This window comes from Paenibacillus soyae, from assembly GCF_024623455.1.
GTDB classification, from domain to species: Bacteria; Bacillota; Bacilli; order Paenibacillales; family Paenibacillaceae; genus Pristimantibacillus; species Pristimantibacillus soyae.
Genome location: NZ_JANIPJ010000008.1, coordinates 230192 through 255483 on the forward strand (window position 1 = coordinate 230192; position 25292 = coordinate 255483).

Annotated in this window: 16 protein-coding genes; 12 read left to right on the plus strand and 4 right to left on the minus strand. The window is 58.1% G+C overall.

The genetic code is table 11. The features are described from left to right. The first annotated feature begins 55 nt into the window (after positions 1-55). The gene (locus NQZ67_RS13290; protein ID WP_257446279.1) at positions 56-607 is read left to right on the plus strand and encodes an HD domain-containing protein; all 552 of its coding nucleotides are present in this window, start codon (positions 56-58) and stop codon (positions 605-607) included. 75 nt (positions 608-682) lie between these two features. Here NQZ67_RS13290 and NQZ67_RS13295 read toward each other — a convergent pair whose 3' ends face one another. Next, positions 683-3481, minus strand: coding sequence for a family 43 glycosylhydrolase (locus NQZ67_RS13295; protein WP_257446282.1), 2799 nt, complete (start codon positions 3479-3481; stop codon positions 683-685). 239 nt (positions 3482-3720) lie between these two features. On the opposite strand from NQZ67_RS13295, the gene NQZ67_RS13300 reads away from it, so the two are divergent. Further along, positions 3721-5745 (plus strand): beta-galactosidase, encoded by a 2025-nt coding sequence (locus tag NQZ67_RS13300; RefSeq protein WP_257446286.1) that lies wholly within the window; start codon positions 3721-3723, stop codon positions 5743-5745. A gap of 118 nt (positions 5746-5863) precedes the next feature. On the opposite strand, the gene NQZ67_RS13305 is transcribed toward NQZ67_RS13300, so the two are convergent. Next, positions 5864-6598 (minus strand): cupin domain-containing protein, encoded by a 735-nt coding sequence (locus tag NQZ67_RS13305; RefSeq protein ID WP_257446288.1) that lies wholly within the window; start codon positions 6596-6598, stop codon positions 5864-5866. A gap of 258 nt (positions 6599-6856) precedes the next feature. Between NQZ67_RS13305 and NQZ67_RS13310 the strand changes: the two genes are divergently transcribed. Beyond that, positions 6857-9433: a glycosyl hydrolase gene (locus NQZ67_RS13310; RefSeq protein ID WP_257446291.1), complete on the plus strand. Its 2577-nt coding sequence runs from the start codon at positions 6857-6859 to the stop codon at positions 9431-9433. Between the two features lie 73 nt (positions 9434-9506). Here NQZ67_RS13310 and NQZ67_RS13315 read toward each other — a convergent pair whose 3' ends face one another. Further along, positions 9507-10439, minus strand: coding sequence for an SGNH/GDSL hydrolase family protein (locus NQZ67_RS13315; RefSeq protein WP_257446295.1), 933 nt, complete (start codon positions 10437-10439; stop codon positions 9507-9509). Positions 10440-10452: 13 nt separating this feature from the next. Next, on the minus strand, positions 10453-10785 hold the full coding sequence (locus NQZ67_RS13320) for a hypothetical protein (RefSeq protein WP_257446298.1): 333 nt from the start codon (positions 10783-10785) through the stop codon (positions 10453-10455). Positions 10786-10948: 163 nt separating this feature from the next. Between NQZ67_RS13320 and NQZ67_RS13325 the strand changes: the two genes are divergently transcribed. The 9 genes from NQZ67_RS13325 to NQZ67_RS13365 all read left to right on the plus strand — a co-directional run bounded on the left by NQZ67_RS13325 (position 10949) and on the right by NQZ67_RS13365 (position 25071). Beyond that, positions 10949-12280 carry a glycoside hydrolase family 140 protein gene (locus NQZ67_RS13325; protein WP_257446300.1) on the plus strand — a complete coding sequence of 444 codons (1332 nt, stop codon included), beginning with the start codon at positions 10949-10951 and terminating at the stop codon, positions 12278-12280. 15 nt (positions 12281-12295) lie between these two features. Then, the gene (locus NQZ67_RS13330) at positions 12296-13738 is read left to right on the plus strand and encodes an L-fucose/L-arabinose isomerase family protein (protein WP_257446305.1); all 1443 of its coding nucleotides are present in this window, start codon (positions 12296-12298) and stop codon (positions 13736-13738) included. A gap of 13 nt (positions 13739-13751) precedes the next feature. Further along, on the plus strand, positions 13752-16214 hold the full coding sequence (locus NQZ67_RS13335; protein WP_257446307.1) for a hypothetical protein: 2463 nt from the start codon (positions 13752-13754) through the stop codon (positions 16212-16214). Between the two features lie 136 nt (positions 16215-16350). Next, positions 16351-18036, plus strand: coding sequence for an extracellular solute-binding protein (locus NQZ67_RS13340; protein WP_257446310.1), 1686 nt, complete (start codon positions 16351-16353; stop codon positions 18034-18036). 70 nt (positions 18037-18106) lie between these two features. After that, positions 18107-19003: an ABC transporter permease gene (locus tag NQZ67_RS13345; RefSeq protein WP_257446313.1), complete on the plus strand. Its 897-nt coding sequence runs from the start codon at positions 18107-18109 to the stop codon at positions 19001-19003. Positions 19004-19017: 14 nt separating this feature from the next. After that, on the plus strand, positions 19018-19902 hold the full coding sequence (locus NQZ67_RS13350; RefSeq protein WP_257446316.1) for a carbohydrate ABC transporter permease: 885 nt from the start codon (positions 19018-19020) through the stop codon (positions 19900-19902). 48 nt (positions 19903-19950) lie between these two features. Next, on the plus strand, positions 19951-21789 hold the full coding sequence (locus NQZ67_RS13355; protein WP_257446319.1) for a sensor histidine kinase: 1839 nt from the start codon (positions 19951-19953) through the stop codon (positions 21787-21789). A gap of 2 nt (positions 21790-21791) precedes the next feature. Further along, positions 21792-23462: a response regulator transcription factor gene (locus tag NQZ67_RS13360; RefSeq protein ID WP_257446321.1), complete on the plus strand. Its 1671-nt coding sequence runs from the start codon at positions 21792-21794 to the stop codon at positions 23460-23462. Between the two features lie 25 nt (positions 23463-23487). Continuing rightward, complete coding sequence (locus NQZ67_RS13365) at positions 23488-25071, plus strand: glycoside hydrolase family 3 protein (RefSeq protein ID WP_257446324.1); 1584 nt, start codon at positions 23488-23490, stop codon at positions 25069-25071. Positions 25072-25292: the final 221 nt, after the last annotated feature.

Sequence of the window (25292 nt, forward strand, 5' to 3'; positions counted from 1 at the left end):
GAACGTTCATGCTTTCTTTCCTTTTCCTGTATAATAGCGGATAGGAAAGGTTGTGATGAGTATGCGAAAAATCGACGAGGCCATTGAATTCGCTTCGGAGGCGCACCGGCATCAGTTCAGGAAAGGGACGGAGATTCCGTACATCAGCCATCCGTTCGGCGTGGCGATGCTCCTGCTGGAGGCGAAGTGCAAGGAGGAGGTCGTTATCGCCGGGCTTCTTCACGACACCTTGGAGGATACGGAGACGACGGAGGAGGACATTCGCAGCCGGTTCGGCGCGGAGGTGCTGCGGCTTGTGCAGGGAGCTTCCGAGCCGGACAAGGGAGCCTCATGGGAGGATCGCAAGCGGCATACGCTGGCGTTCCTGAGGACGGCGGATCGGGATACGAGGCTGCTGGCCTGCGCGGATAAGCTGCATAATCTGCGGTCGATCCGGCGCGAGCTGGAGACGTCCGGCGACGCCGTGTGGACGAAATTCAAACGAGGCTACGAGGAGCAGAAGTGGTATTTTACCGGTCTGGCCGATAGTCTGGCAAGCGGCGGCGAATTTCTTTTGCTGGAGCAATTTCGGGATGAGGTGGCGCAGGTGTTCGGTTCGAAAGTCTAGCTTCCCCCGCCAACGGAATAAGAATAACGAAAACCGACCTCGCGCCGAGGTCGGTTTTGGTTTGAGAAGGGGCTGTTATTGAAGTATCGTTCTGGCGATGAACGCCAGATCCGCAATATCGAGCTTGCCGTCTCCGTTCGCATCGTATTTCTTGACGGCCTGCCAATCCGGGCTTGCCGCCGTCTTGCCGTAATGGGCCGATACGATGGCGAGGTCCCCGATCGTGACGCTGCCGTCCGCGTTCGAATCGCCCGGAACGCCAACGGGTTTATTGGTAATTTTCACTTGATGCGTGACTTCGGCTAACAAAGTCTCTTCGCCCGCCGCGTTTGCCAGCAGCGTCCGCGACAATACGATATCCGTTCCCGCGGTCTCGGCTAGCGCTTTCCAAGAGAGCTCCAGCAGCTCGCCGTCCGACGCGACGGGGTAAGCCGCCCCTTCGCTGACGACAAGGATGCGAACTTGGCCGACGATATCGGTCCGGGAATCGATGACGGTCAAGCCTTCTCTCAAGGACTCGACCGAAACGAATTGCAGCTTCGCAGGGTCGTAATGGAAGATCAGATCCTGCGCGAAGACGGCTTTCTCCGGGGCGTCCGGCACATGAGCCAATCCGTATCGGATGTCGAACGGGGCTTCGGCTTCGGCTGCGGCGTCGCCCGTCAACGTCGCGGCTAGAGGAGCCTGCTCCACAGGGTTCGGCACATCCGCTTTATACATCGTAATAAAGTCCACGTTCACGCCCCCGATGCTGCCGGCGTCGATGCGGTAGCTGATGACGTTCCGGCCCTCCCGCAGCGTCAGCCGCTCGGATCCCGTGAACCATTCCTCCCAGCTGATCGCCGTTTTGTCCGGTTCGACGGTCTTCGCGAACGCGCCGTTCACGAACACGTTCACCTTGGCTCTGGCCGGCAGCTGCGTGTTCGGCTGATTCGTCGATTCGCCGTTCACCTGCTTGCCGTACGCGTAACGAAGGCCTACGATGTAGTCGCCGGCTTCCTCCGCTTCGACGACGAAGCTGGCTTCGGCGCCGCTCGTCTCGGGCAAATGGATATAGCCGCTGCCCTGATGATTCGCATAGTCGTTCGAGATCGAGATATCTCCGAACAGAATGGCGTCCTCCGCCTGATACATAGCGCCTTGGCCGGGATCTCCGGAAGGAAGCTCCTGCCATTCGTAGGGGGAGACGGGATCGCCGAAATCCGGCGTGCCGTCTTCGTTCCAGCCGAACTTCTTCAGATTGACCTGTCTCCACCAGTTACGATTCGTATCTTTGTACACGCGCGAATGATAGTTCATCCAATCCTCCGTACCGTCCGCCGACTTGACGAAGCCGGCTCTCGCCGGTCCGGATACGTCGCCGGTCGCGACGAACACGTCGTTCTTGCGCGTCCATGTGCCCGGGTCGAGCACGTCTCCGGCCGTGTGCATGAAATAAGACAGGCGGTAGGCGTTCGATTGATAGTCGCCTTCCGATAACGTGATGAACAGCTTGCCGTCGTTCTGAAGCACCCTTGGACCTTCGCCGCCGCCGCCCGGCAGGAAGGAGCGGTCCGCCGTTATCGTATACGGATTGTCCATCGGAGCGATCGCCGGTCCGACCGGCTCCCCGGCGCCGAGCGTGCCCCATACCGCGTACAGCTGATCTTCATGCTCGAACACGGTGAAGTCGTTCGCCTGCTTGTAAACGCCGTTCTCTCCGGTGTAGATCGCGCCTTTGTCGACGTACGCGCCTTGCGGGTCGTCCGTGACGGATTCCAGGACGGTCGCCATGTGCTGATAGCCGAATGCTTTCAAATCCGCGCAGTAGTAGATATACCATTTGCCATCCAGGAAGAAGAGCTCCGGAGCGAAAATCCGGGTCTGCGTGCCGCCCGAATCGAACACCATGACCTTCTCGCCTTGGTCGGTCAAGGTGCGGGATTTGGACACGTATACCTTGTTGTTGGAATCCAGGTTGCTGGACGATACGAAATAATAGAAGCCGTCCTTGTACGTGACGAATGGATCTTGCCCCTGGTAGAGCGGGTTATTGAATTTGTCGTGCGCGGAGGAGCTGGTGACGCCCATCTCCGTCATGAAGCCGGAACGGACGGCGGACAGCTTGCCGGTTGCCGCGGTCAGCCGCGCGATTTTTTCGCGCCCGTCCGCCTCTTGTCCATCGATGCTCCCCAGCAGCTCTTCGGCTTCCAGCCTCGCGGCGCGGAGCTCGTCTGCCGTGCCTGCCGGCACCTCCTCCGCGAACGTTTCGATCAAATAATCGGCCTTCCGCATTTCCGCCGCCAGATCGTTTTTCACGGAAGCCAGCACACGGTCGGCGGGAAGATACAGCGCGGACTCCGGCACGATCTCCCGCTGCTGGCTGGCGCTCTCCCATTCCATGCGAAGCCAAGATCCGCCCCAGCCCTGCAAATATTCGACCTTGATGTCGTAGTGCTTGCCGGCTTCAAGCGAGATCGGACTGCTCGTCTGTTCCACCTCCCACTTCTGCTGCCAGAAGTCGATCATCAGCTCGCCGTTCACCCATAGCCGGAATCCGTCGTCGCCTTCCATATAGAAGGTGTATTCTTCTGTGTAGGCCGGAACGATCGTGCCCGTGAACCTTGCGGTGTTGTAATCGGGAGAGCCGGTAAGCTGATTGAATAGGCTCCCGAAGGAGTCGCCGTTCAGATTGGCGACGGTCCGTTCGCCGCGCAGATCGTCGAAGGTGAATACGCTGATGTCTTCTCGATTGTTCGGATTCGGGATACATTTGAAAAACTCGCCCAAGAGGCCGTGGCCTTCTCTGGACGGATCAGCCGCATGAACATTCGCGGGAATGACAACCCCTGCGAAGATCATGATGGCCAGGATAACGCTAACCATTCTTCTCATCCTCATACCTCCTCGAATGAATGCCATCCACATTCCATCTGCTTCCAACGTAACATAATCGCTAATCTATGGATTTGTAATAAGCGGCTCTTTTTTGCGATTTCCGGCTTTTCTTGATCGGGTGAAGGTATTCGGGAATAAGATCAGACGTTTTCGGGCTTTTTCGGACAATTTCGGGTATAATCGGAGAGGAATGCGTATGGATATATGCTTGGAGTCAGAGAGGAGAGCGAACAGAGATGATTAACAGCAAATTGCCGAAAATGTGGTACGGCGGCGACTACAACCCGGAGCAATGGGACGCGCCGACGATGGAAGAAGATATGCGCATGTTCAAGCTGGCGGAGATCGACATCGCGACGGTCAACGTCTTCTCCTGGGCGAAAATTCAACCGAGCGAAGAGACCTACGATTTCTCCGAGCTGGACCGGATATTGGATAAGCTTCAACAGAATAACGTCGCGGTCTGCCTCGCGACCGCGACGGGCGCTCATCCGGCTTGGATGGCGAAGCGCCATCCCGACGTGACGCGCGTCGATTACGAAGGACGCAAGCGCCGCTTCGGCGGCCGTCACAACTCTTGCCCGAACAGCCCGGCTTACCGCAAATATTCGGCGCTCATCGCGGAGAAGCTGGCCGAGCGCTACCATAATTACCCGGGCCTCGTCATCTGGCATGTATCGAACGAATACGGCGGCTATTGCTACTGCGACAATTGCGCGGAGGCGTTCCGCGACTGGGCGAAGGCGCGCTACGGCACGATCGAAGCGCTGAACGAAGCGTGGTACACCGCGTTCTGGGGCCATACGTTCTACGATTGGGACGAGATCGTGCCGCCGAACGCGCTTAGCGAGGAATGGGCGGGCAACCGGACGAACTTCCAGAGCATCTCGCTCGATTACCGCCGCTTCCAATCCGACAGCCTGCTGGAATGCTACAAGCTCGAAGCCGACGCGATCCGCAAGCATTCGAAGGACGTGCCGATTACGACGAATCTGATGGGCACGTATCCGGAGCTGGATTACTTCAAATGGGCGAAGGAGCTGGACGTCGTCTCGTGGGACAACTATCCATCCATCGACACGCCGGTCAGCTTCACGGCCATGACGCATTCCCTGATGCGCGGCCTAAAGAGCGGCCAGCCGTTCATGCTCATGGAGCAGACGCCGAGCCAGCAGAACTGGCAGCCGTACAATTCGCTGAAGCGTCCGGGCGTCATGCGTCTGTGGAGCTATCAAGCGGTCGCGCATGGCGCGGACACCGTTATGTTCTTCCAGCTGCGCCGCTCCATCGGCGCGTGCGAGAAGTACCATGGCGCGGTCATCGAGCACGTCGGCCATGAGCATACGCGCGTCTTCCGCGAGTGCGCGGAGCTGGGTCGCGAGCTGGTGCAGCTCGGCGACACGCTGCTCGATTCGCGGGTCGAAGCGAAAGCGGCCATCGTATACGATTGGGAGAACCGCTGGGCGGTCGAGTTGTCGAGCGGTCCGAGCGTAGCGCTGAAGTACGTGGACGAGGTGCACAAATATTACGACGCGCTATTCTCGCAAAATATCGCGACCGACATGATCAGCGTCGAAGAGTCGCTGGACAAGTACGACCTCGTTATCGCGCCGGTGATGTACATGATCAAGCCGGGCTTCGCGGAGAAGGTCGAGCAGTTCGTCGAACGCGGCGGCACGTTCGTCACGACGTTCTTCAGCGGCATCGTGAACGAGAACGACATCGTCACGGTCGGCGGCTATCCGGGCAAGCTCCGCAAGGTTCTCGGCATCTGGGCCGAGGAGATCGACGCGCTGCTGCCGAGCCAGTCCAACCAAATCGTCGTGACGAAGGAAAACGGCGCTCTGTTAGGCTCGTATTCGTGCGGCATTCTGTGCGACCTGATCCATGCCGAGGGAGCGGAAGTCATCGCCGAATACGGCTCCGACTTTTACAAGGGCATGCCTGCGCTGACGGTTAACAAGTTCGGCCAAGGCAATGCCTGGTACGTGGCTTCCAGCCCGGACGGCGAGTTCCTCAAGGCGTTCGTCTCCGAGCTGTGCCGCGAGAAGGGCATCGAGCCGCTGCTGCAGCCGACAGCCGGCGTAGAAGTGACCGAACGCAGCAAGGACGGCAAAAGCTACTTGTTCGTCCTGAACCACAACGCCGAGGATGCGACCGTGCAGCTGGGCGACAAGCCGATGCGCGATCTGCTGAACGGCGGGGAAAGAAGCGGCGCGGTGGTGTTGAAGGGAAAGGACCTGCTTATATTGGAAAGGTAGTATGAGTTTGTGTTGGAAATGCGAAAAACCGATCGTCCCGCTGTTGCTGCAGCGGTGACGATCGGTTTTTTTTGTTTGCTCCGCGGGGCGGGGACGCTGCTAAGCTGGCTCGAATTCGTTATTCCGCGGCCATAGCCTCCGCCTTGGTGATATGCACGGTGCCGTGCGGATGCTCCGGCGGCGCATAAATGGCGTACACCTTCAGCGGCTTGCTGCCGGTATTGATCAGGTTATGCCACTTGCCCGCGGGGACCAGGATCGCGTAATCATCCTGCACCCGGGCTTCGAAGTCGAGCCGATCCCGGCTGTCGCCCATTCGGACGAGCCCTTGTCCCTCTTCGATCCGGATGAATTGATCGGTCGTCGGATGAACCTCGAGCCCGATGTCGTCGCCGACGTCGATGCTCATCAAGGTAAGCTGCATATGCTCGCCCGTCCATAGCGCGGTACGGAACGTGCGGTTCCGCTTGGTAGCTTCTTCGATATTGAACACTAACGGACGCGGACCATAATCCTGGAACGTCATGTCGCGATACGCATTTATTTCCTCTGTCGCGTTGTTGCTCGTTTCGAAAGCCCGTTGCAGCCCTTCCTCGTAGCTGTGGAACGGCACATGGTCGATATGCAGCAGAGGCGCCCTTCCCGTTAGCGCGGCATATTGATAAGACAATCCGCTTAGCTGCTGCTTTCTGTATTCGAGCGTCTGTGCCAAAAACTCGGCATGCTCGCGGTTTGGCGCCGTCCATGCGAGGCGTGCCAGCAGATCGATCGCGGTCGCCTCTTGCCGAATGGCAGCCGCCAGCTCGGCTTCGCTCGTCGTTGTGCTTGGAAGCAAGGAGGTCATTCCCTTCATTCGTTTTTTTGCATCATATGCCCAGTTGACGGAAAGGTTCGACGGGGACGCTTCTTGCGTTCCGTACAAGGAAGTTAAGAGAGGATAATGAAGTAGAAAATGAACAAGCTCCAATAAATTCCACCCGTGTTACGATGTAGCTGTACCGCAAATCGGCTGCTGCATGGGGAGGTGTGACTTGTGCCGACAGTCATCGGCTAACAGCGCAATTCAAGCTAGTACGAATGGGATTGACCACCTAAAAAGGAGAGTGGGTTTATGCGAATGAGAAGGAAGCCGAACCACCTGAAAACGGTCCAAGTCCTGCTATGCATGCTGCTTATGGCGCCGCTGGCATTCGTCCATCCGGCGTCGTCCGAGGCGCAAGCGGCCGCCGCTTCCGTCACCGTCGATCAAGCGAACGTCATTAATCCGGACTTCCTCGGAATCGGCGCCGAATACGATCCGTTCGCGCATATGGAAGAAAGCCTTGGAGACGGGTTCAACGACAACTGGTGGGAACTCGAGAAGCACCGGCTCGCCAAGCTGAAGCCGGATATCGTGCGCCTCTGGTATCAGATCGACTGGATGGAGCCGGAGAACGACAACGGAGATCCCAACGTCATCGACTGGGCGGGGATGCAGACGGACAGCGATAAAATGAAAGCGGTTTACGAAGTGCTGGACTACTTGAAATCGCAAAATATCGAAGTCATGCTGATCGCGGGCCTCGCCATGACGGAAGAGAATCAGAGCTGGCTGGGCTTCCCGGGATTGCCGCGGCCGGAGCTCAGCGCCCCGACCGATCTGGCCGAGTGGGGCGAATGGGTGTCGGCTACCTTGCAGCATCTCATCCTTGCGAAGGGGTATGACAACATCAATTACGTCATGTCCTATAACGAGCCGAATCTCGCCAGCTTCGCCACGCCAACCAACGTAAGCAAGCCGAACTATTACAGGGATATGTATCAGGCCATTCATGACAGGCTCACGTCCGACGGCATCCGGTCGGAGGTTAAGCTGATCGGCCCCGACGAGTCGGGCGCCGCGAATTGGACGCAGTACGCGGTGCAGCAGATGAACGGCGTGCTCGACATTTACGATGGACATGCTTACGGCCAGGACTACGCGACGCTGCCGGGCTGGCTGTCGGCCCGGCTGAATCATGTGAACCCGACCGGGAAGCCGTTCATGATCACGGAGTTTGCGGGAATCGCAAGCCCCGACAGCCGGAAGACGTACCAATACGGCGTCAGCATCGCCGATCTGATGGTGTCCGGCATGCGGAATGATGCGTCCGCGCTCATCTATTGGCGCTTCGCGGACCAGCGCTTGCCGGAGCCGCTCGATTTCCTGGACAACAACGCTTACGGGCTGTACCGCTGGATGCCGATTTCGGCAACGCCGAACCCGTCCTACTATGCTTTCGGCCTGTTCTCGCGTTATGTCGAAGCGCATTCCGAGGTGCTGTCCGCGGAATCGCCGGATCCGGATCTACATGTGACTTCGGTACGGCTGCCGGACGGCAACTATTCGGTGTTTGTCGTGAACGGCAGCAAGACCGAGGACAAAAACGTGACGATCGGCTTTACGTCCGAGATCAACAAGACGGTGCAGCGCCATCTGTATTCCGAGGATTTCATGCCGTCCGCGAACGCGAACCGAATTCCGGCCGATAAGCAATGGGTCCAGGTGGCGAGCCAGCTGAACGACGAGCTGCTGCCGGCCAACAGCGTTGCCGTATATACGACGGTCCCGGACGAGACGCAGATCGAAATCATGTCCGCGGACCAGTCGGTTACCTGGGGAGAGAAGATCAAATTCAAAGCATGCGTCCTAAGCGGGATCGGCGGCGTGAAGTGGTCGGTGCTGGGCGGTCCGGATTACGGCACGATCAGCAACGGCGGCGTATACCATGCTCCCGCATCCATGCCCGCGATGCGGCAGGCGATTATCAAGGCAACAAGCAACGTGGATCCCGACGTGTACAGCTACGCGGTCGTTCGTTTCGAGGCGGCGGGCTTGACCGCGTCGGGCGAAGAAGACGAGATCGTGCTGAACTGGCTGCCGTCCGCGGGCGCCACGGGGTACACGGTCAAACGCAGCACGGTTTCGGGAGGACCTTACACGGCTATCGCGGACGGATTGACGGGGACAACCTACACCGACACGGACGTGAACGCTTCAACCCGCTATTATTACGTCGTCTCCGCGGAGAATGCCATCGGCGAAATCGGCAACTCGCGGGAGGCGTTCAGCAGTCCGTTGTCGACCTCCATGCAGGATGACTTCGCAGGCCATGCGGTGGATGCGGGCAAGTGGACGATCGTTAATCAGGGTCTTCGATCGACATCGGCCTCTGCTCTTACAGCCGCCGTATCGGACGGCACGCTGAAGCTCTCCGGCACGACCGACATCGCGACCTGGGCCGGCAAGTCGCTTCGCAGCATTCCTACGTTCCGCGCGACTCCGGAAGAGCCGCTGACCGTGGAGGTGGACCGGGTGTCGCTCGATGGATCGGGTACCGGATACCGAAGCGCCGTCTGGCTCTACGTCGGCCCGTCGCAATATATCCATTTCGCCCAGAGCGGGGAGTACAATAGATGGGTGTTCAACAAGGACGGAAGCAGCGACAATCTCGTATGGAACGACGGCGACAGGGGCAACCACCGGATGAAGATGGTTCATGACGGCAGCACGGTGAAGTTCTATATCGACGGCGTCGAGCGGGCAAGCACGCCGGTCGCCTGGAACACCGACATCAAGATCATCCTGACGGGCGAAGCCTGTCTGGTCGGCGACACGGTAAGCGCGGAATTCGATAATTTATCCGTATACAAAGGCAGCGCTCCTTAGCGCCGGCAGAACAAAGAGCAGCATCCCCTCGCGGATCCTGCTCTTTGCCATGCCGGCTGCCTTGCCATTAACCTCAGGGCTGCTCCAGCTTCATGATTTCCTTGTAAAATAACGCGGCGATTAACGTATGCCCGTCGGCATTCGGGTGGACGGTATCCTCCGGCAAATGAAGCGAGCGCTGGCCCCGCGTGGCTGCATACAGATCCGCGCAAGGGATGCCGAGCTGCCTGCAGACCTGCAGGACGCCGAAGGCCTTCGTTTCGTTCTGCACTTCCGTATAGTGGGTATTATACGGAATGTTGGACATGATGAGCTTCGTCCGCGGCATAAGCGCTCGAAGCCTCCCGATTCCCTGAAGCAAAGGCTCGCGGGGATCCCGGTCGTTCATGCCGGCGAGCCATAGGATCAAGTCGGGCTCCCGAGGCGCGGCAACGGCGTCGAGAACGCTCGCGATTCGGCTTATGGACGCGCCGGACAAGCCGTGGATGCTGACCGGAGCCGACAGCATCGCCTGAAGCTTGCGCCCGAACAGCTGCCTTGGACGGTCTTCGACGTTCGCGCCGAACGTGATGGAATCGCCGATGCATACGATTTGGCGGAATACGGCACGCTCCGGACGCGCCAAAGCGGCCGTCAAATGGTCGATCGTAATGGAATAGGCGGAAGAGAGCGGATGCTTTCTGCCGCTTTTTCGTATTTCCACGGTATGGAAGCCTGGAGCGAGCTCCATGGAGAAGACGCATGCCTCGTTCCCGTCATCCGGAGCATACAGATCGATGGAAGATCGAAGTTCCCCGTCGATCCATACTTCGGCGATGCCGAGGGACGGCCCGGTAGATGCGAACAGCCGCATGGCGCCGAAGCAGCCTTCCCAGAACGCGGCCGCGTGGGTGTCCGCTTCATTGCAAGATTCGTGGAGGCTTCCGAGACTTGCCCGGTCGACCTGCCGGACGGTCCAGGAGCCCGTATAGGTCAAAGCCATATTTTCCACTTTCATGATCGTCATGCTTCGCTCCTCCTTACCCTCTCATCGGTACGACCCAGATTGTCCAGTTCCCCTGCAGCCTGGTCGCTTCGACGATCAAATACCGGGATATATCCTCCATAACGTACGAGACGCTGCCCTTCACCCCGAATCGCCGGGCAAGCTCCGAAATTTCCTCCAGATAAGGCCCGTCCTCGTTCGGCGCTCCAAGAAGGGTCACGTCGATTTCGTCCTCGTCTCCTGCCGCAAGCAAGTAAACGCGGCATCTTGCGTAGCCCTCCATATCCATCGGATTGCTTCGCGCCGTGCTTGCCGTCGGCAAATAAACATGAGCCGGCGGCGGCGCGTTTCTTCCAGAAGCCGTCATGCGCTGCTCCCCCCTCTCTAGCGTTCATTGTATAACGGCCGAACGAGGGCGCCTATGAGACTTTTTTAACTCCGTTGTCCATTTTCGCCTTCTTGGGCGAAAGCTCTTGTGGGGCGTCATCGAATTCGATACTGTAGGGGCATCGGAGGGGAGGTCATGAACATTGGGCGATAACATGCGGAAGCTGAAGGTAAGCGAGACCGGGCGGTATCTCGCTCATGAGGACGGTTCTCCGTTTTTTTGGCTGGGCGACACGGCTTGGGAGCTGTTCCATAAGTTGAATCGCGAGGACGCCAAGCATTATTTATCTTGTCGGGCCGAGCAGGGCTTTAACGTCGTGCAAGCCGTGGCGCTGGCCGAGCTCGTAGGACTGACAACGGGCAATGCCTACGGCCGAATGCCGCTCTTCCGGGACGCGGCGGGGACATACGATCCGTCTCAGCCTGATGTAAGCGGCGAGTATTCGTATTGGGATCATGTCGATTATATCCTGGAAACAGCGAAAGCTATGGGGCTATATGTGGCAATGCTGCCGACCTGGGGCGATAAATTTAACGCGAGGCATGGCAAAGGCCCGGAAATATTCACGCCATCCAACGCTTATGCATACGGCAAGTGGCTGGGCGCGCGATATCGCGATGCGCCGCATCTGATCTGGGTGCTCGGAGGAGACCGCGGGCTGCAGACCCGTAAGCATTTCGAGGTGATAGTGGGCATGGCGCGCGGCTTGAAGGAGGGCGATGGCGGATGCCACTTGATGACCTTTCATCCGAAGGGCAGCTCCTCTTCCTCTTATCATGCACATGGCGAAGAGTGGCTGGATTTCAATATGATCCAATCCGGACACGGCGAGCTGGAGCCTGCGAACTACAAGATGGTAGCGGCCGACTATGGTCTTGTACCCGCTAAGCCCGTTCTGGACGGGGAGCCCTGTTACGAGGATATTCCCCGGGCTTTCAACCCGCGCAACGGCTATTTCGACGAGGCCGACGTGCGCCGCGCCGCTTATTATGCCGTATTCTCGGGAGCCTGCGGCCATACGTACGGCCATCACTCGGTTTGGGCGATGAGCGACGGCATGTATGATTCCGTGGAACTGAAGGAGCCAGGCCCGTTCTTCATCATGCATTGGAAGGACGCGCTGCGCAGGCCGGGAGCCGGCCAGATGCGCCATCTGAAGGAGCTATGGACCCGATTCCGAATGGAGGACGGCGAACCCGATCAGGAGCTGCTCGCGGCCAACTTCGAAGGGTCGAATTATAGGGCGGCGCTGCGGGGGCGAAGCGCCTCGATGATCTATTGCCCGAACGGGCTGTACGTCGACGTCCGCATGGATCGCGTCGGCGGGGGGCAGGTTCGCGCCGCGTGGTTTAACCCGAGAGACGGTCGATTCTCGGACGAGGGCTCCTTCCCGGGAGAGGGGGAGCGCAGATTTGCATGCCCCTCAAGCGGGAGAGGCAACGATTGGGTGCTGGTCCTAACAATTTTGACATAAAAGGTGGAATTTACGATGAGTTTGCAGATCATTCGAAAGAAAGCGCGAGTCGGGGTTATTACGGTCGGCCACGAGCCGTATTGGGGTCAGTTCGCCGGTCTGAAGGAGGAGCTGGAAGGTTACGGGCGCGAGTTCGAGACGATGCTGAAGGGTAACGATGTCGAAGTGGTATACGGAGGATTCGTCGATAACGTCGACAAGTCGTTCGAAGCTGCCTCTTATTTGAAAGCGAGGGACGTCGATTTTCTGTTCTGCTACTTGAGCACGTATGTCACGTCCTCTTCGGCGGCGACGGCCATTCTTAACTTGAACGTGCCGACGGTGCTGGTCGCGCTTCAGCCGCTCAAACGGCTGGATTACCGGAAGACGACGACCTATATGCAGCTGGCGAACGACAACATCTGCTCCCTCCCGGAAATCGGCGGCGTCCTCGTGCGGGCGGGCAAGCCCGCGGCCGGCATGATCGTCGGCACGCTGCGTGACGATCCGCGGGCCGTGGCAGAGCTGAAGTCCTGGTGCCAGGTCGCGAACGCCCGCAAAGCGTTCAAGCAGGCGAAGATCGGCTACCTGGGCCATACGTACGAAGGCATGTACGACATGAACTCGGATCCTACCGCCTTCACCGCGGCCTTCGGTTCCCATGTGCAAATGCTCGAGATGTGCGATTTGGCGAAATTGGTGAACGGCGTATCCGAGAGGGAAGTGAAAGAGAAGATCGAGGAAATCCATAGCGTCTTCACGATCGCCGATCCGTTCATCGATCCCGTGACGCGGCCGATCAAGCGGGAGGATCTGGAATGGTCCGCCAAGGTTGCGGTCGGGCTCGACAAGCTGGTGTCGGAGTTCGGGCTGACCGGCCTTGCTTATTATTACAAGGGACTGGATAACAACGAATACGAACGGATCGGATCGAACATGGTGCTGGGCAACTCGCTGCTGACGGGCAAAGGCATTCCGCTAGCGGGAGAGGCCGATCTGAAAACGTGCGCGGCGATGCTGATTATGGACAGGCTGGAAGCGGGAGGATCGTTCGCCGAGCTCCACCCCTGCGATTTCGTGGACAACGTCGTGCTTGTCGGGCATGACGGTCCGCATAACATCAAGATCGCGAACGGCCGGCCGATCATTCGGGGACTGGATGTGTTCCACGGGAAGGCGGGCTCGGGCATCGGCGTCGAATTCAGCATCAAGACGGGCCCCGTTACGCTGCTCGGCATCTCGCAGACGGCCGACGGCCGCTACAAGATGATCGCGACGGAGGGCGAATCGATACCGGGCGAAATCCCGCAAACCGGCAATACGAATACGCGCTGCAGCTTCAACCGGTCCGTGGCCGAGTTCATCGAGAGCTGGTGCTCGGCGGGTCCTACCCATCACTTCGCGTTGGGCGTGGGCCACGTGAACGACAAAATCAAAAACGTAGCCAAAATTATGGGCATCGAGCTGGAAATCGTCTAAGGGGGTTGTGGCAATGAGCAGCAAGAACGGAAGCAAAAGCTTGAAGCGGGCCACGCTGGAGATGAGCCTGAAGCCGTTCAAGAGTCTGGAGCAGCAGGCGATCGACGATGTATGCGCGGAAGCGCTGCGCCAGTGGAAGCCTCTGCTAGACATGGCGGAGACGGCTTCCATGCTGCTGTGGATCTCCGACGGCAGCGAAATTCTGACATGGAACGGCAGCCTGGACGATTCCTTCGAATGGGCGAAATATATCGGCTTCGCCAACGAGGAATATTTCAGCCATATTCAGGATAAGGACAACCCCCGCATTGCCCGGATCTATACGGATAACCCGGCGGATATGACATATGGCAGCTTAAAGCGCATTGTCTCTTCGTTCAAGCGAATCGCGCGCGAACGGTTCGGCGTAACGCTCGAGGTCGGGGCCACCTTCGACGCCGGCCCGGAATTCGCGTATTCGGATTTCAAATACAAGAAGCATCCGGAGATCAACCGGGCCGAGCTTGGCGGCCGGTATGTCGCGCTGAAGGCCGACTATACGGTCGTCTGCACTTGGTCCAAGCTCAAGGAGGATGCGGCCTCCTACGCGGCTTATCCCGGCGGCATCCCGGAGGGAACGCCGTTCGGCGAGTTCCTCGGCAAGCAGTGCGCCAGCTTCCTGCCGGAGCTCGGGTTCGATTACATCTGGTTTTCGAACGGCTTCGCGCTGTCGTATTTCCCCTGGACGTACCTCGGCGCCAACTATGACGGAACGAGCATGCCGCTGGCCGATCAGGCCGAGCTGTCCGCGAACGTCATGTCGTTCTGGGATTCGTTCAAGCGGGAATGCCCGGAATTCCGCGTGGAGATCAGGGGGACGAACTACGGCACCGGCATGGATCTGGCGAAGGATTATATCCCGATGCTCGAGCTGTACGACAAAAACTATCTGGAATACCCCGCGCCGAACTCGCCTTGGGGCGCGCTGAATTTCGACTTCGGGCTGGAGATGACCGGCTATATGTCCCGGATCGCGGAGCTTCCGGGCGAGACGTACCCGTACCGCTTCTATCCGAACGACCCGTGGTTCTGGCAAAATCCGTGGTTCGACTTGTACGACAGGGAGCCGCATGATATCTATTGCCCGTTATCCGTTGCCAGACTGAACGGAAGGGGAGAGGCGGAAAGTCCGGGCGTCATCGAGATCCTGACGATCGATACGGAATACGGCGAGCTGAACGAGGAGGGGCCCGCGGAGATTATTCCCCACTTCAAGAGGGCGCTGGCCGATCGTCCCGACGAGCCGGGCATCTTGACCTGGCTGTATCCGTTCCGCGAGCTGCACGAGGCGGTCGAGGCATCGAATGAACGCTCCGGCGACGTCTTCTTCCACGATTGGTTCGTGCGCAACGCGATCAACGAAGGACTGCCGCTGAACACGGTGATCGGCAGCGACGTCTATTTCTCCATGAACCAGGTGGCCAGACGCAAGCTGAAGGAGACGATTCTGCTCGTTTCGGCCTGCTGGCTGGAAGGCGACAAGGCGGAGGCCGTCGCAAGCCACGTGAAGGAGGGGGGGCGCGTTCTGTTGTACGGAGCCGTTCGCGATGACCGTTTGCTTGAGCTGCTCGGACTGAAGAAAGCGGAGCCGCTCGAGGGCGAATTCGACTATACGCTGTCTGGAGAAGCCGACGCGCTGGAGCTCGAGGAGACGCGTCCGCGCAAGCTCCGCCACTACGGAATGACCTCGGGCGGCGGACTGTCGGAGACGCTCGCGGACGCTTCGGACGTAGGCAACGGGCTGGCGGGAGAAGTGCGGCAAGCCGGTCAAAGCCGGGCGTTCACGGTCAGCCGGGCCCTGCCGGAATGGAACGGCGGCCGAGTCGGCTGGGTACGGGGCTCGCTGCCGTTCGAGCCGTCCGGCGTTACGCATCTGCCGGTTCGCCAATCGGACGAATGGGCCGATGCATCCGGAGCCATGAGATCCATGCTGCAGCAGTTCGGGTATAGCATCGCGCAGAATAAATACGCCCAAAGCTCCGCTTCGGCGCTTATGTTCGTCAAACGCCACGACAACGCGTATTTCTTCGTCGGATGCAAGAAGGATACGTCGGTATCGTTCCGGCTGCGATTCCCGGACGGCGAGCCGCTTATAACCGGGCAGACTACGGTAATCGGAACGGGTGCGGCTGCTTACGCGCTTGACCGCACGTTCCATGACGAATGCCGAGTCTTCGCAAGGCAGGAGCGCAATTCCCTGGTATGGTGCCGGGAGATGAGCGCGATCCCGACGCGGAAGAAGCAGTCGGTGCGCCAGCTTGTCATTAGCGGACTTATGGATGCCGAGCTGACGGTCTACCCTCCGATCGCCGCGTTGGAGGGAGGACGGGTCGAGCTTCGCGACGGGCATCCCGACGGCGCCCCGATCCATTATGAACGGCAAGGCCATAAGATCGTGGCCCGCTCGGTCAGCGACAGCGTCAGCGTGACCTGGTAAACTTGCAGCTTGATTCCATCTCGCGCGATCGATTAAAAACAGGCAAGAAACGCAAAAACGTCTTGTTTCGAAGCGCTTACAGCCGCATCTATAATGAAGAGGCAAAGGACAATACCAGACGAAACGAGGGGAACACATGAAACAGAAACAGAAACAGAAAGCATTAACGGCGGCCAGCCTGCTGCTGGCGGCGGCGCTTACGCTCGGCGCGTGCTCGAACTCGAATAACGGGGGAACGAACGTTCAGCCGTCCGGCGAGCCGGCGGACAACGGAGGCCAGGCGGCAGCGGTGACAGGGCCGCTCGGCAAATACGATCCGCCGATCGAAGTGACGACGGTCCGCTCGGTCAATCAAGGCTTCAAGTACGACGAAGGGAAATCGATCGACGATAATATCTGGACGGATATTTTCAAGGAGCAGTACGGCATCAACGTCAAAAATCTATGGGTCGTGGACGAGTCGCAATACCGCCAGAAGCTGAACATTTCGATCGCCTCCGGCGATATTCCGGATTTCATGATCGTGAACAAGGAAGAGCTGCTGCGACTATCCGAGGAGGGGCAGCTGGAAGACTTGACACAGCTGCTTGAGCAATACGGGAGCGATTATTTGAAAGAGCTGCTCCATCAGGATAACGGAACGGCCATGAATGCGGCGACCTACGAAGGACGGCTGCTGGGCATTCCCCAAATGCAGGTGAACGGCGGCGTCAGTACGGCGGAGATGATCTACGTTCGAGCGGATTGGCTGAAAAACTTGAATCTGACGGAGCCGAAAACGATTGACGACGTGATCAAGATCGCGGAGGCGTTCGCGAAGGACGATCCGGATCAGGACGGCAAGGACAACACTTACGGCCTGGGGCTCAATAAGGATCTGTTCCTGGCGCACGGCACGGTGAAGGGCTTCTTCAACGGATTCCAAGCTTATCCGGACATCTGGTTGAAGGACGGAAGCGGCAAGCTGGTATACGGCTCGATTCAGCCGGAGATGAGAACCGCGCTTGAGAAGCTGAGCCGGTTGTATAAGGACGGCGTCATCGATCGTGAATTTACTGTAAAGGACTGGAATAAAATTGCCGAAGACGTGGCGGCGGACCGGCTGGGGCTCGCTTACGGCAACGTCTCCGACGGCGGATTCATCCACAAGACGAACAAGGATAACAATCCGGACGCCGAATGGAAGGTATATCCGATCGTGTCCGTTGACGGCAGCGCCGTTAACCCGCAGCTCAGCGACACGGCCAACAACTTTTTCGTCGTGAAGAAGGGCGCCAAGCACCCGGAAGCGATGATTCAGCTGGCGAATATTTATCTGGAGCACTATTACCTGACGAGCTACGCGCCCGACCCGAATCCGTTCATATCCAACGCGAACGGCGTATTCCCGGGCAAATATCATCCCGTGCTGATCGACCCGCTCAACGTGAACCTGGACGCGTTCCGCCAAGTACAGGACGCGCTGGCCAAGAAGGACGGCAGCCAGCTCGGATTCCCGGCCAACGTTCATTACGACCGTCTGACGAAATACGCGGACGGCGATCAGACGATGTGGTTCTCCACGATCGTATTCGGCGGAGAAGGCTCCTACAGCGTCGTCGATTATTACGACAAAAACAAGCTGGGTCTGTACAACGCATTCCAGGGAGCGGCCACGCCGACCATGTCCGAGAAGATGGCCTCCTTGAAGAAGTTCCAGGACGAGACCTTCACCAAGATCATTATGGGCGAAGCGCCGATCTCCGAATTCGACAAGTTCGTCGAAGAGTGGAAGAAGCTCGGCGGAGATCAAATTACGGCAGAGGTAAACGAGAGGATTTAATGAAACCGCAGTTGCATCGAGAAGGCGGACCTGCCGCCTTCTCCTTATATTCGCACCGGAGGAGACTGCTATGATTAAAAGATGGCGGATGCAAATCCCGTTACACCTGATGCTGATTCCGGGGCTCGTCGCGATCCTGATCTTCAGCTACATCCCGATGGCGGGAGTCGTGATCGCTTTCCAGAAATTCGTGCCGATCAAAGGCATATTCGGCTCCGATTGGGTGGGGCTCGAGCATTTCCGTTATATGATACAGCTGCCGAACTTCTCGCAGATTATGTGGAACACCGTGTTCATCGCATCGATGAAAATCGTCGCCGGCATCGTCGTGCCCGTATCCATCGCGTTATTATTGAATGAAGTCCGCAGAGAAGCGTACAAGCGGATGATACAGACGCTCGTTTATTTGCCGTATTTCCTCTCATGGGTCATTCTAAGCGGCATTCTGATCGATATCTTGTCCCCTAGCCGGGGCGTCGTGAACCAGTTTATCGAGTGGCTCGGCTTCGACAGCATCTTCTTCCTCGGCAGCAACGATTGGTTTCCTTATACCTTGGTCATATCCAACGAATGGAAGGAATTCGGGTTCAGCACGATCGTCTATTTGGCCGCGCTTGCCGGGATTAATCCCGCCCTGTACGAGGCGGCGCTGGTCGACGGAGCCAGCAGGTGGAAGCAAACGCTTCATATCTCCTTGCCGGGCATGCTCCCGATCATCGTACTGATGGCGACGCTCAGCATCGGCAGCATTCTGAACGCCGGGTTCGAGCAAGTGTTCAATTTGTATGGACCAGCCGTGTACGAGAGCGGCGACATTATAGATACGTTCGTCTACCGAATCGGCTTGGAGGAAGCGCAGTACGGATTGGCCACGGCGGTCGGGCTGCTTAAATCGGTGGTGTCCCTGGTTCTGATCTCGGTCTCCTACTTCCTGGCGTACCGGTTCGCCAATTATCGCATTTTCTAGGGAGGTGTCCACCTATGAGCGGACATAAGTCGTCGTCCTATCGTCTATTCCAAGCGCTCAATTACGGCTTTCTTACCGCCCTGGCAATCCTGTGCGTCATGCCCCTGGTGCATCTGTTCGCCGTTTCGTTCAGCTCCAACTCCGCGGCAACGGCCGGCGAGGTGTTCCTGTGGCCCGTCGAATTTACGACCAAATCGTATGAATTCGTCCTGACGGAATCGGCCTTCATGAAGGCGATGGGCGTTACGGTATTGCGGGTATTGCTCGGCGTCTCCATCAACATGGTTCTGACGATACTGGTCGCCTATCCATTGTCGAAGGATGCGAAGGCGTTGTCCGGCAGGACCGTCTACGTCTGGATCTTCGTCTTCACGATGCTGTTCAGCGGGGGCATCATCCCGATGTACATGACCATGCGCTTCCTTGGCCTGCTTGATACGATCTGGGTGCTCGTGCTTCATGCGGCGGTGCCGGTATTCAATATCGTCATCCTGCTCAATTTCTTCCGAAACTTGCCGAAGGAACTGGAGGAAGCCGCATTGATCGACGGAGCCGGACATTGGCGCATTATGTGGGGCATATTCGTCCCCCTGTCCGCGGCATCCATCGCGACCGTTACGCTATTCTCGATCGTCATGCATTGGAACGCCTGGTTCGACGGCATTCTGTACATGAACTCGCCGGATCATTATCCGCTGCAGAGCTACCTCTATACGGTCGTGGTCGGCATTCAATCGATCATTAACAGCTCTACGGACATGGACGTGCTGACCATGGTGTCGGACCGTACCGCGCGGGCGGCCCAGCTGTTCGTCGGCTCGATTCCGGTGCTGCTCGTCTATCCGTTCCTGCAGCGCCACTTCACCAAAGGCATTGTTCTGGGCAGCGTGAAGGAGTAGCATAGATAGAAATGAGTGGCTTCTTCTTCGCCAAAAGGAGAGCAGGTTATGCATCGTTACATGAAACGAAAACGATTTACGATTTTCGGCAAGCTCGTGCTTGCCTTTCTCGTCGTTATGGCGCCTCTGCTCGTGCTCGGCGTGGCCATTAGCGACAGAGGAGCCGGCATCGTGGAGAAAGAAATATCCGGCTCCCTGCGGCAGCAGGTTCAGTTCTATCTGCTGTCCCTGGAGACGGAAATCGACCGGATGACCAATCTCCAGCGGGAATTCATGAACGATGAGGATCTGGATTCCCTCTCCTTGATGGTGCAGCGGATGTCGTTGTACGAGCAGTTGTCCGCGGCGAAGCGGCTGCAGGCCAGATTAAGAATGATCAAGGAGTCCAGCGTCTATATATCGTCCGCCAAGGCGTATCTCCCTTCGATTCATCGCGTCGTTTCGTCGGAAGGGGATATCGGGGACCTGAATCAAACGACGCTCGACGAGGTGAAGGAGAGCTCGCTGCGTTCGGCCGAGCCTATTATTTACGAGGGAGAGCGTCTGTATATTCGCGAATTTTATCCCAGTCCTTACAACTTGAACGTTCGAAACCCCAGCTTCATTCTGGAGCTGGAGATCGCCGTTCCCGAACTATACCGGTTCCTCGAACAGCTGCCGGGCTATAGCAACGGCGGGGCGGCGTTAGTCGGCGACAGCGCCGTCATCGTCAGCGGCCGCCATGCCGACTCGTTCGGTAAGATCAGGGATAAGCTGAATCAAACGAAGAGCGCGTGGCTGGAAGCGGGCGTGGAGGGAACGGGGGCATCGGATGACGGGGCGGCTCAGACCGCTGCGGTTGCTTACGAGGACGGAAATTTTCTGATTGCCCATCAATACTCGGCCGCGCTGAATCTTCGTCTTATCGTCTATGTGCCGGAGAACGAAGTGATGGGGCCGCTTGAGAATTACCGCACGTACCTCTGGGTCGCGCTGGCGGTTGCCGTCATGGTTCTTCCCCTCTTCGCGTACTGGATTTACCGCATCATTCACCGGCCGCTTCGCAAGCTTGTCGGCGCTTTCCGCAAGGTGGAAGCGGGCATGATGCAGGTGGAGATCCGGCATGACAGCAACGATGAATTCCAGTACCTATACGAAAAGTTTAATGATATGGTCGCCCACCTGAACAAGCTGATTTACGAAGTGTACGAGCAGAAGATCCGGCTGCAGCAATCCGAGCTGAAGCAGCTGCAATCGCAGATCAATCCGCATTTTCTCTACAATAGCTTCTATCTGATCTACAGGATGACCAAAGCTTACGACATCGACAACGCGACCCGGTTCACCCGTTTTCTCGGCGATTATTACCAGTACCTTACAAGGAACGCAAAGGAAGAGGTTCTTCTGGCGGACGAAATCCGCCATGTCCAGTCCTATATCGAGATTCAATCGATTCGATTCGGGGATCGGATCATGGTCAGCCTCGAGGAATTGCCGGAAGCGATGGCGGGGCTCCACGTCCCGAGGCTGATCCTCCAGCCTATCGTGGAGAATGCCTATCAGCACGGGTTCGGCGGGGATACGGACAATTGCCTGCTTCGAATCGGCTTCCGGTGCGAACGCACGCAAGAGGGGGTGGCCGCGGCGGTGATCCGCATCGAAGATAACGGCATCGGGCTTCCGCCAGAGGAGATGGAGCAATGGCGGAGAACGTTCGCGCGGGACTACCAGGATGCCGAAACGACGGGCATGCTGAACGTGCATCGCAGGCTGCGGCTCAAATTCGGGGATTCGGCGGGCATCCGGCTGCACAGCGCCGGCGCGGGATTGTCGGTCGAAGTCGTGCTTCCGTTGCCCGAGAGCGATGCGGAGGACGCGCGGCAAACGACGAATACGGGAGGGAATTAGTTATGATGAAGCTGCTGATCGTGGATGATGAACCGCTGGCCGTCAACTACTTGGTGGAAGCGCTGAGCGATATGCCTAACCTGCAGTTCGACATGACCAAAGCCTATTCCGGCAAGGAGGCGCTGGCGAAGCTGGGCAACGGCAAGGTCGACATTCTGCTCACGGATATCCGCATGCCCGGGATGAACGGGATGGAGCTTGCGGATGCGATACTTGCGATGCGGCCTAGATGCAGAGTCATCTTCCTGACGGGCTACAACGATTTCGATTACGTCCAAACCGCGATGCGCAAGGGCGGCGTCGACTACGTCCTGAAGACCGAAGGAGACGGCGCGATCATGCAAGCGCTGGAGAAGGCGGTCGCGGATATCGAAGCGGAGCTGAACGACAAACAAATTTTGCAGCGGGCGCGTCAGCAGGTTCATCTCGCGCTGCCCTCCCTGCGCCGTGATTACTTGATCGATTTCCTGCAAGGAGACGTGGACCGTCCGGATGCCCGCGGGAAGCGGTTCAAAGAGCTGGACATCGATCTGGATCCCGAGCAGCAGGTGCTCGCGATGGTCGGCCGGATCGATGCCTGGGGTTCGTTCTCGGCCCCGGCCGACCGGGTGCTGCTCTTCTATTCGATTCATAATATCGCGGAAGAATATATGCGCTCGGACGTGCGCTACATCTCGTTCCAATACGATCGTTCGCGCATCGTGTGGCTGCTGCAACCGAGGCGGGGCGAATCGATGGAAGCGGCGCGGAAGGCGCTGGACGCTTGCGCCGAGAGCATTCAGTACGCTTGCAAGAGCATTCTGCGCATCCCGCTGTCGCTCGCCGTATCGCTGCGCGCCGTTAGCTGGGAGCAGGCGGGCGAGCTGCTCGAGCATCTGAAGCTTCAGCTGACCTTCTGCATGGCGGCGGGGGAGGAAACATTGGTGGTCGAAACGCCGGAGCATGACTTCAATGGCTCGAAGCCGTCCAGCGATTTGATGCTCGAGATCGGCCGTCTTCGCTCCAATATCCATAAGCTCGATCTGCTCGAGGCGTCCATGGATAACGGAACAACGGACGAGTTCGAAGCGTTGTACGAGAGCTTGTTCCAGGTAAGCGGCGGCTTGTTCGCCAGCGAGGAGGGCAAATGGCTGGGATTGGAGCTGTTCTCCCATCTTTCGGCGTTTTTCCTGACGTATCTGAACAAACGGAAGCTGATCGGCGAACTGAAAGGCGAGATGCCTATCGAGTCGATCTACGATCCGAACCAGCATGCCGGGCTGGAAGCGATGCTGACGTTCTTCGGGGAAATGGGCAGACGCATCGCCGATTACAACGCGAAGCAGCAGAAGGAACGAAGCCACGATATCGTCGACCGCGTGCAACGCTATATTCATCAATTCCTGCACGAGGAGCTCTCTCTGACGAAGCTCGCCGACATCGTCTATCTGAGCCCGCCGTACCTGTCCCGCATGTACAAACAAATGACCGGGCAGGGTCTGCTCGACTACATCAACGAAACAAGAATTCAGAGGGGAAAGCTGCTGCTGAAGCAAACGGATAAAAAGATTCACGACATCGCCTCCGAGGTGGGCTTCGAATCCGCGCCTTACTTCACGCGGCTGTTCCGCAAAAAAACGGGCATGACTCCGCAGGAGTACCGGGAGAGCAGCAAAGGGATGGAGTCGCTGTGAGCGGCATAAAGAGGAGGTTGTATTCATGAAGTTTGCGATCAAGTTTTCACAAGCAGCGGCGGAGCTAGTAGCGGACATGACGCCAAGAGAGCTGCTTAATCAAGTATGCTGCCCGACTTACGGAAGAGTTGGCGGCGATCGCGACGATACGTTCGGGGCGATGTTCTTCCATCCGACCAAACGGGAGGAGCTGCTGGAGCAGATCGCCCGGTTCCGGTCGACATGCAATATCCCGCCGTTTATCGTAAGCGATCTGGAATGCGGAGCCGGCAACATGGTGCTTGGCGCGACGAAGTTTCCCTACATGATGTCGCTCGGTCAAGCGAATTCGGAGGAGCTCGCTTACGAAGTGGGCGCGATCGCGGCGAAGGAAGCCGGCGAGCTCGGCTATAATTGGACCTTCTCGCCCGTAGCCGATCTCGCGTATGATCCCGACAGCCCCGTCGTGAGCATGCGGAGCGCGGGCAGGGATCCCGAGCATGCCGCCAGGATCGTCTCCGCGTATATGCGCGGGCTGCAGGAGCATGGCATGATGGCGACCATCAAGCATTTCCCCGGCGACGGCTACGGGTCCTATGACCAGCATCTGACGACGCCGGTTAACCCGCTTGACCGCGAGGCTTGGCGCGAGGGGCCGGGCAAGGTGTTCCGGCAGCTGATCGACGACGGCGCGATGGCCGTCATGCCGGGCCATATCTCCTTGCCCGCGTTCGACGAGCCCGATGAGGCGACGGGCGCGTACCCGCCGGCGACCATCTCGAAGAAGCTGCTCGTCGATCTGCTGCGCGGAGAGCTGGGCTTCGAAGGTCTCGTCGTGACCGATGCGGTGGAGATGGGCGGACTCGTCGGCTATCGGAACTACTTCGACGCCTGCGCGCTCGCGCTGGAGAACGGCTGCGATATTCTGCTGTTCCCGCGCATGGACGTTGTCTTCTATCGCGAGATGGAGCTGAGACTAAGGACGGGAATGCTCTCCATGGAGACGCTGCGCGAACGGGCGGTTAGGGTGGTTTCGCTCAAGCATCAGTTGGGACTGCTGAATAAGGAGCCGGTTGAGCGCGAGGCTTCGGATGCAGCCCGCCATGCGGCAACAGCCAGGGAGGTTGTCGCCCGGAGCATCACCGTCGTCCGGGACCGTCATCATCTGGTGCCCTATCCGGTCGCGAACGACACGCGCGTGCTGCATGCGGCCATTATGAACAATCACGGTCAGTATGGGGAGCTGTACAGCCGAATCAAGTCGGAGCTCGGGAAATATTCCGGCCAAGTGACGCAGTGGATCGATCCGGGACCGGACCGGTTGTATCAGGCCATGGTCGATCGCTCCTTCGACCTCGTTATCTGCTCCATCGGAAGCCGGCTGAGCTATGGACTGAACGTCGTGCGGCTGCATGACGAGGTCGCCCGGAACATGATGGGCGGCTGGACGAAGCTCGGCACGCCGATCATATTCGTCTCGCACTTCCATCCGTACGTTCACAAGGAATACGAGACGTCGATCGACACGATCGTGAACACGTATGGCGATATCGACTGTACCGTGGAACACTTAGTAGAGGGATTGTTCGGAAGGCGCGAGCTCAAGCGCACCCTGCATGCGCATGACTAGACGCTTCGGGGCGCAAGCGCCAAGTCGGTTGAGACGGAGTTCATCATGCGGCTAACACTTCTGTATGGCATCTCTTTTGCGTCCTTTGGACGCTCAGGCTGTCGAGAAAGTCTCGACAGCCTATCTTTTGTCTAATTGGTTCAACACGACACAGCGTTAATGTGATATAATAATGGTATCAATTATTAGATCGGTAGGTGTTGTTCGTGCTTCGTTCGAAT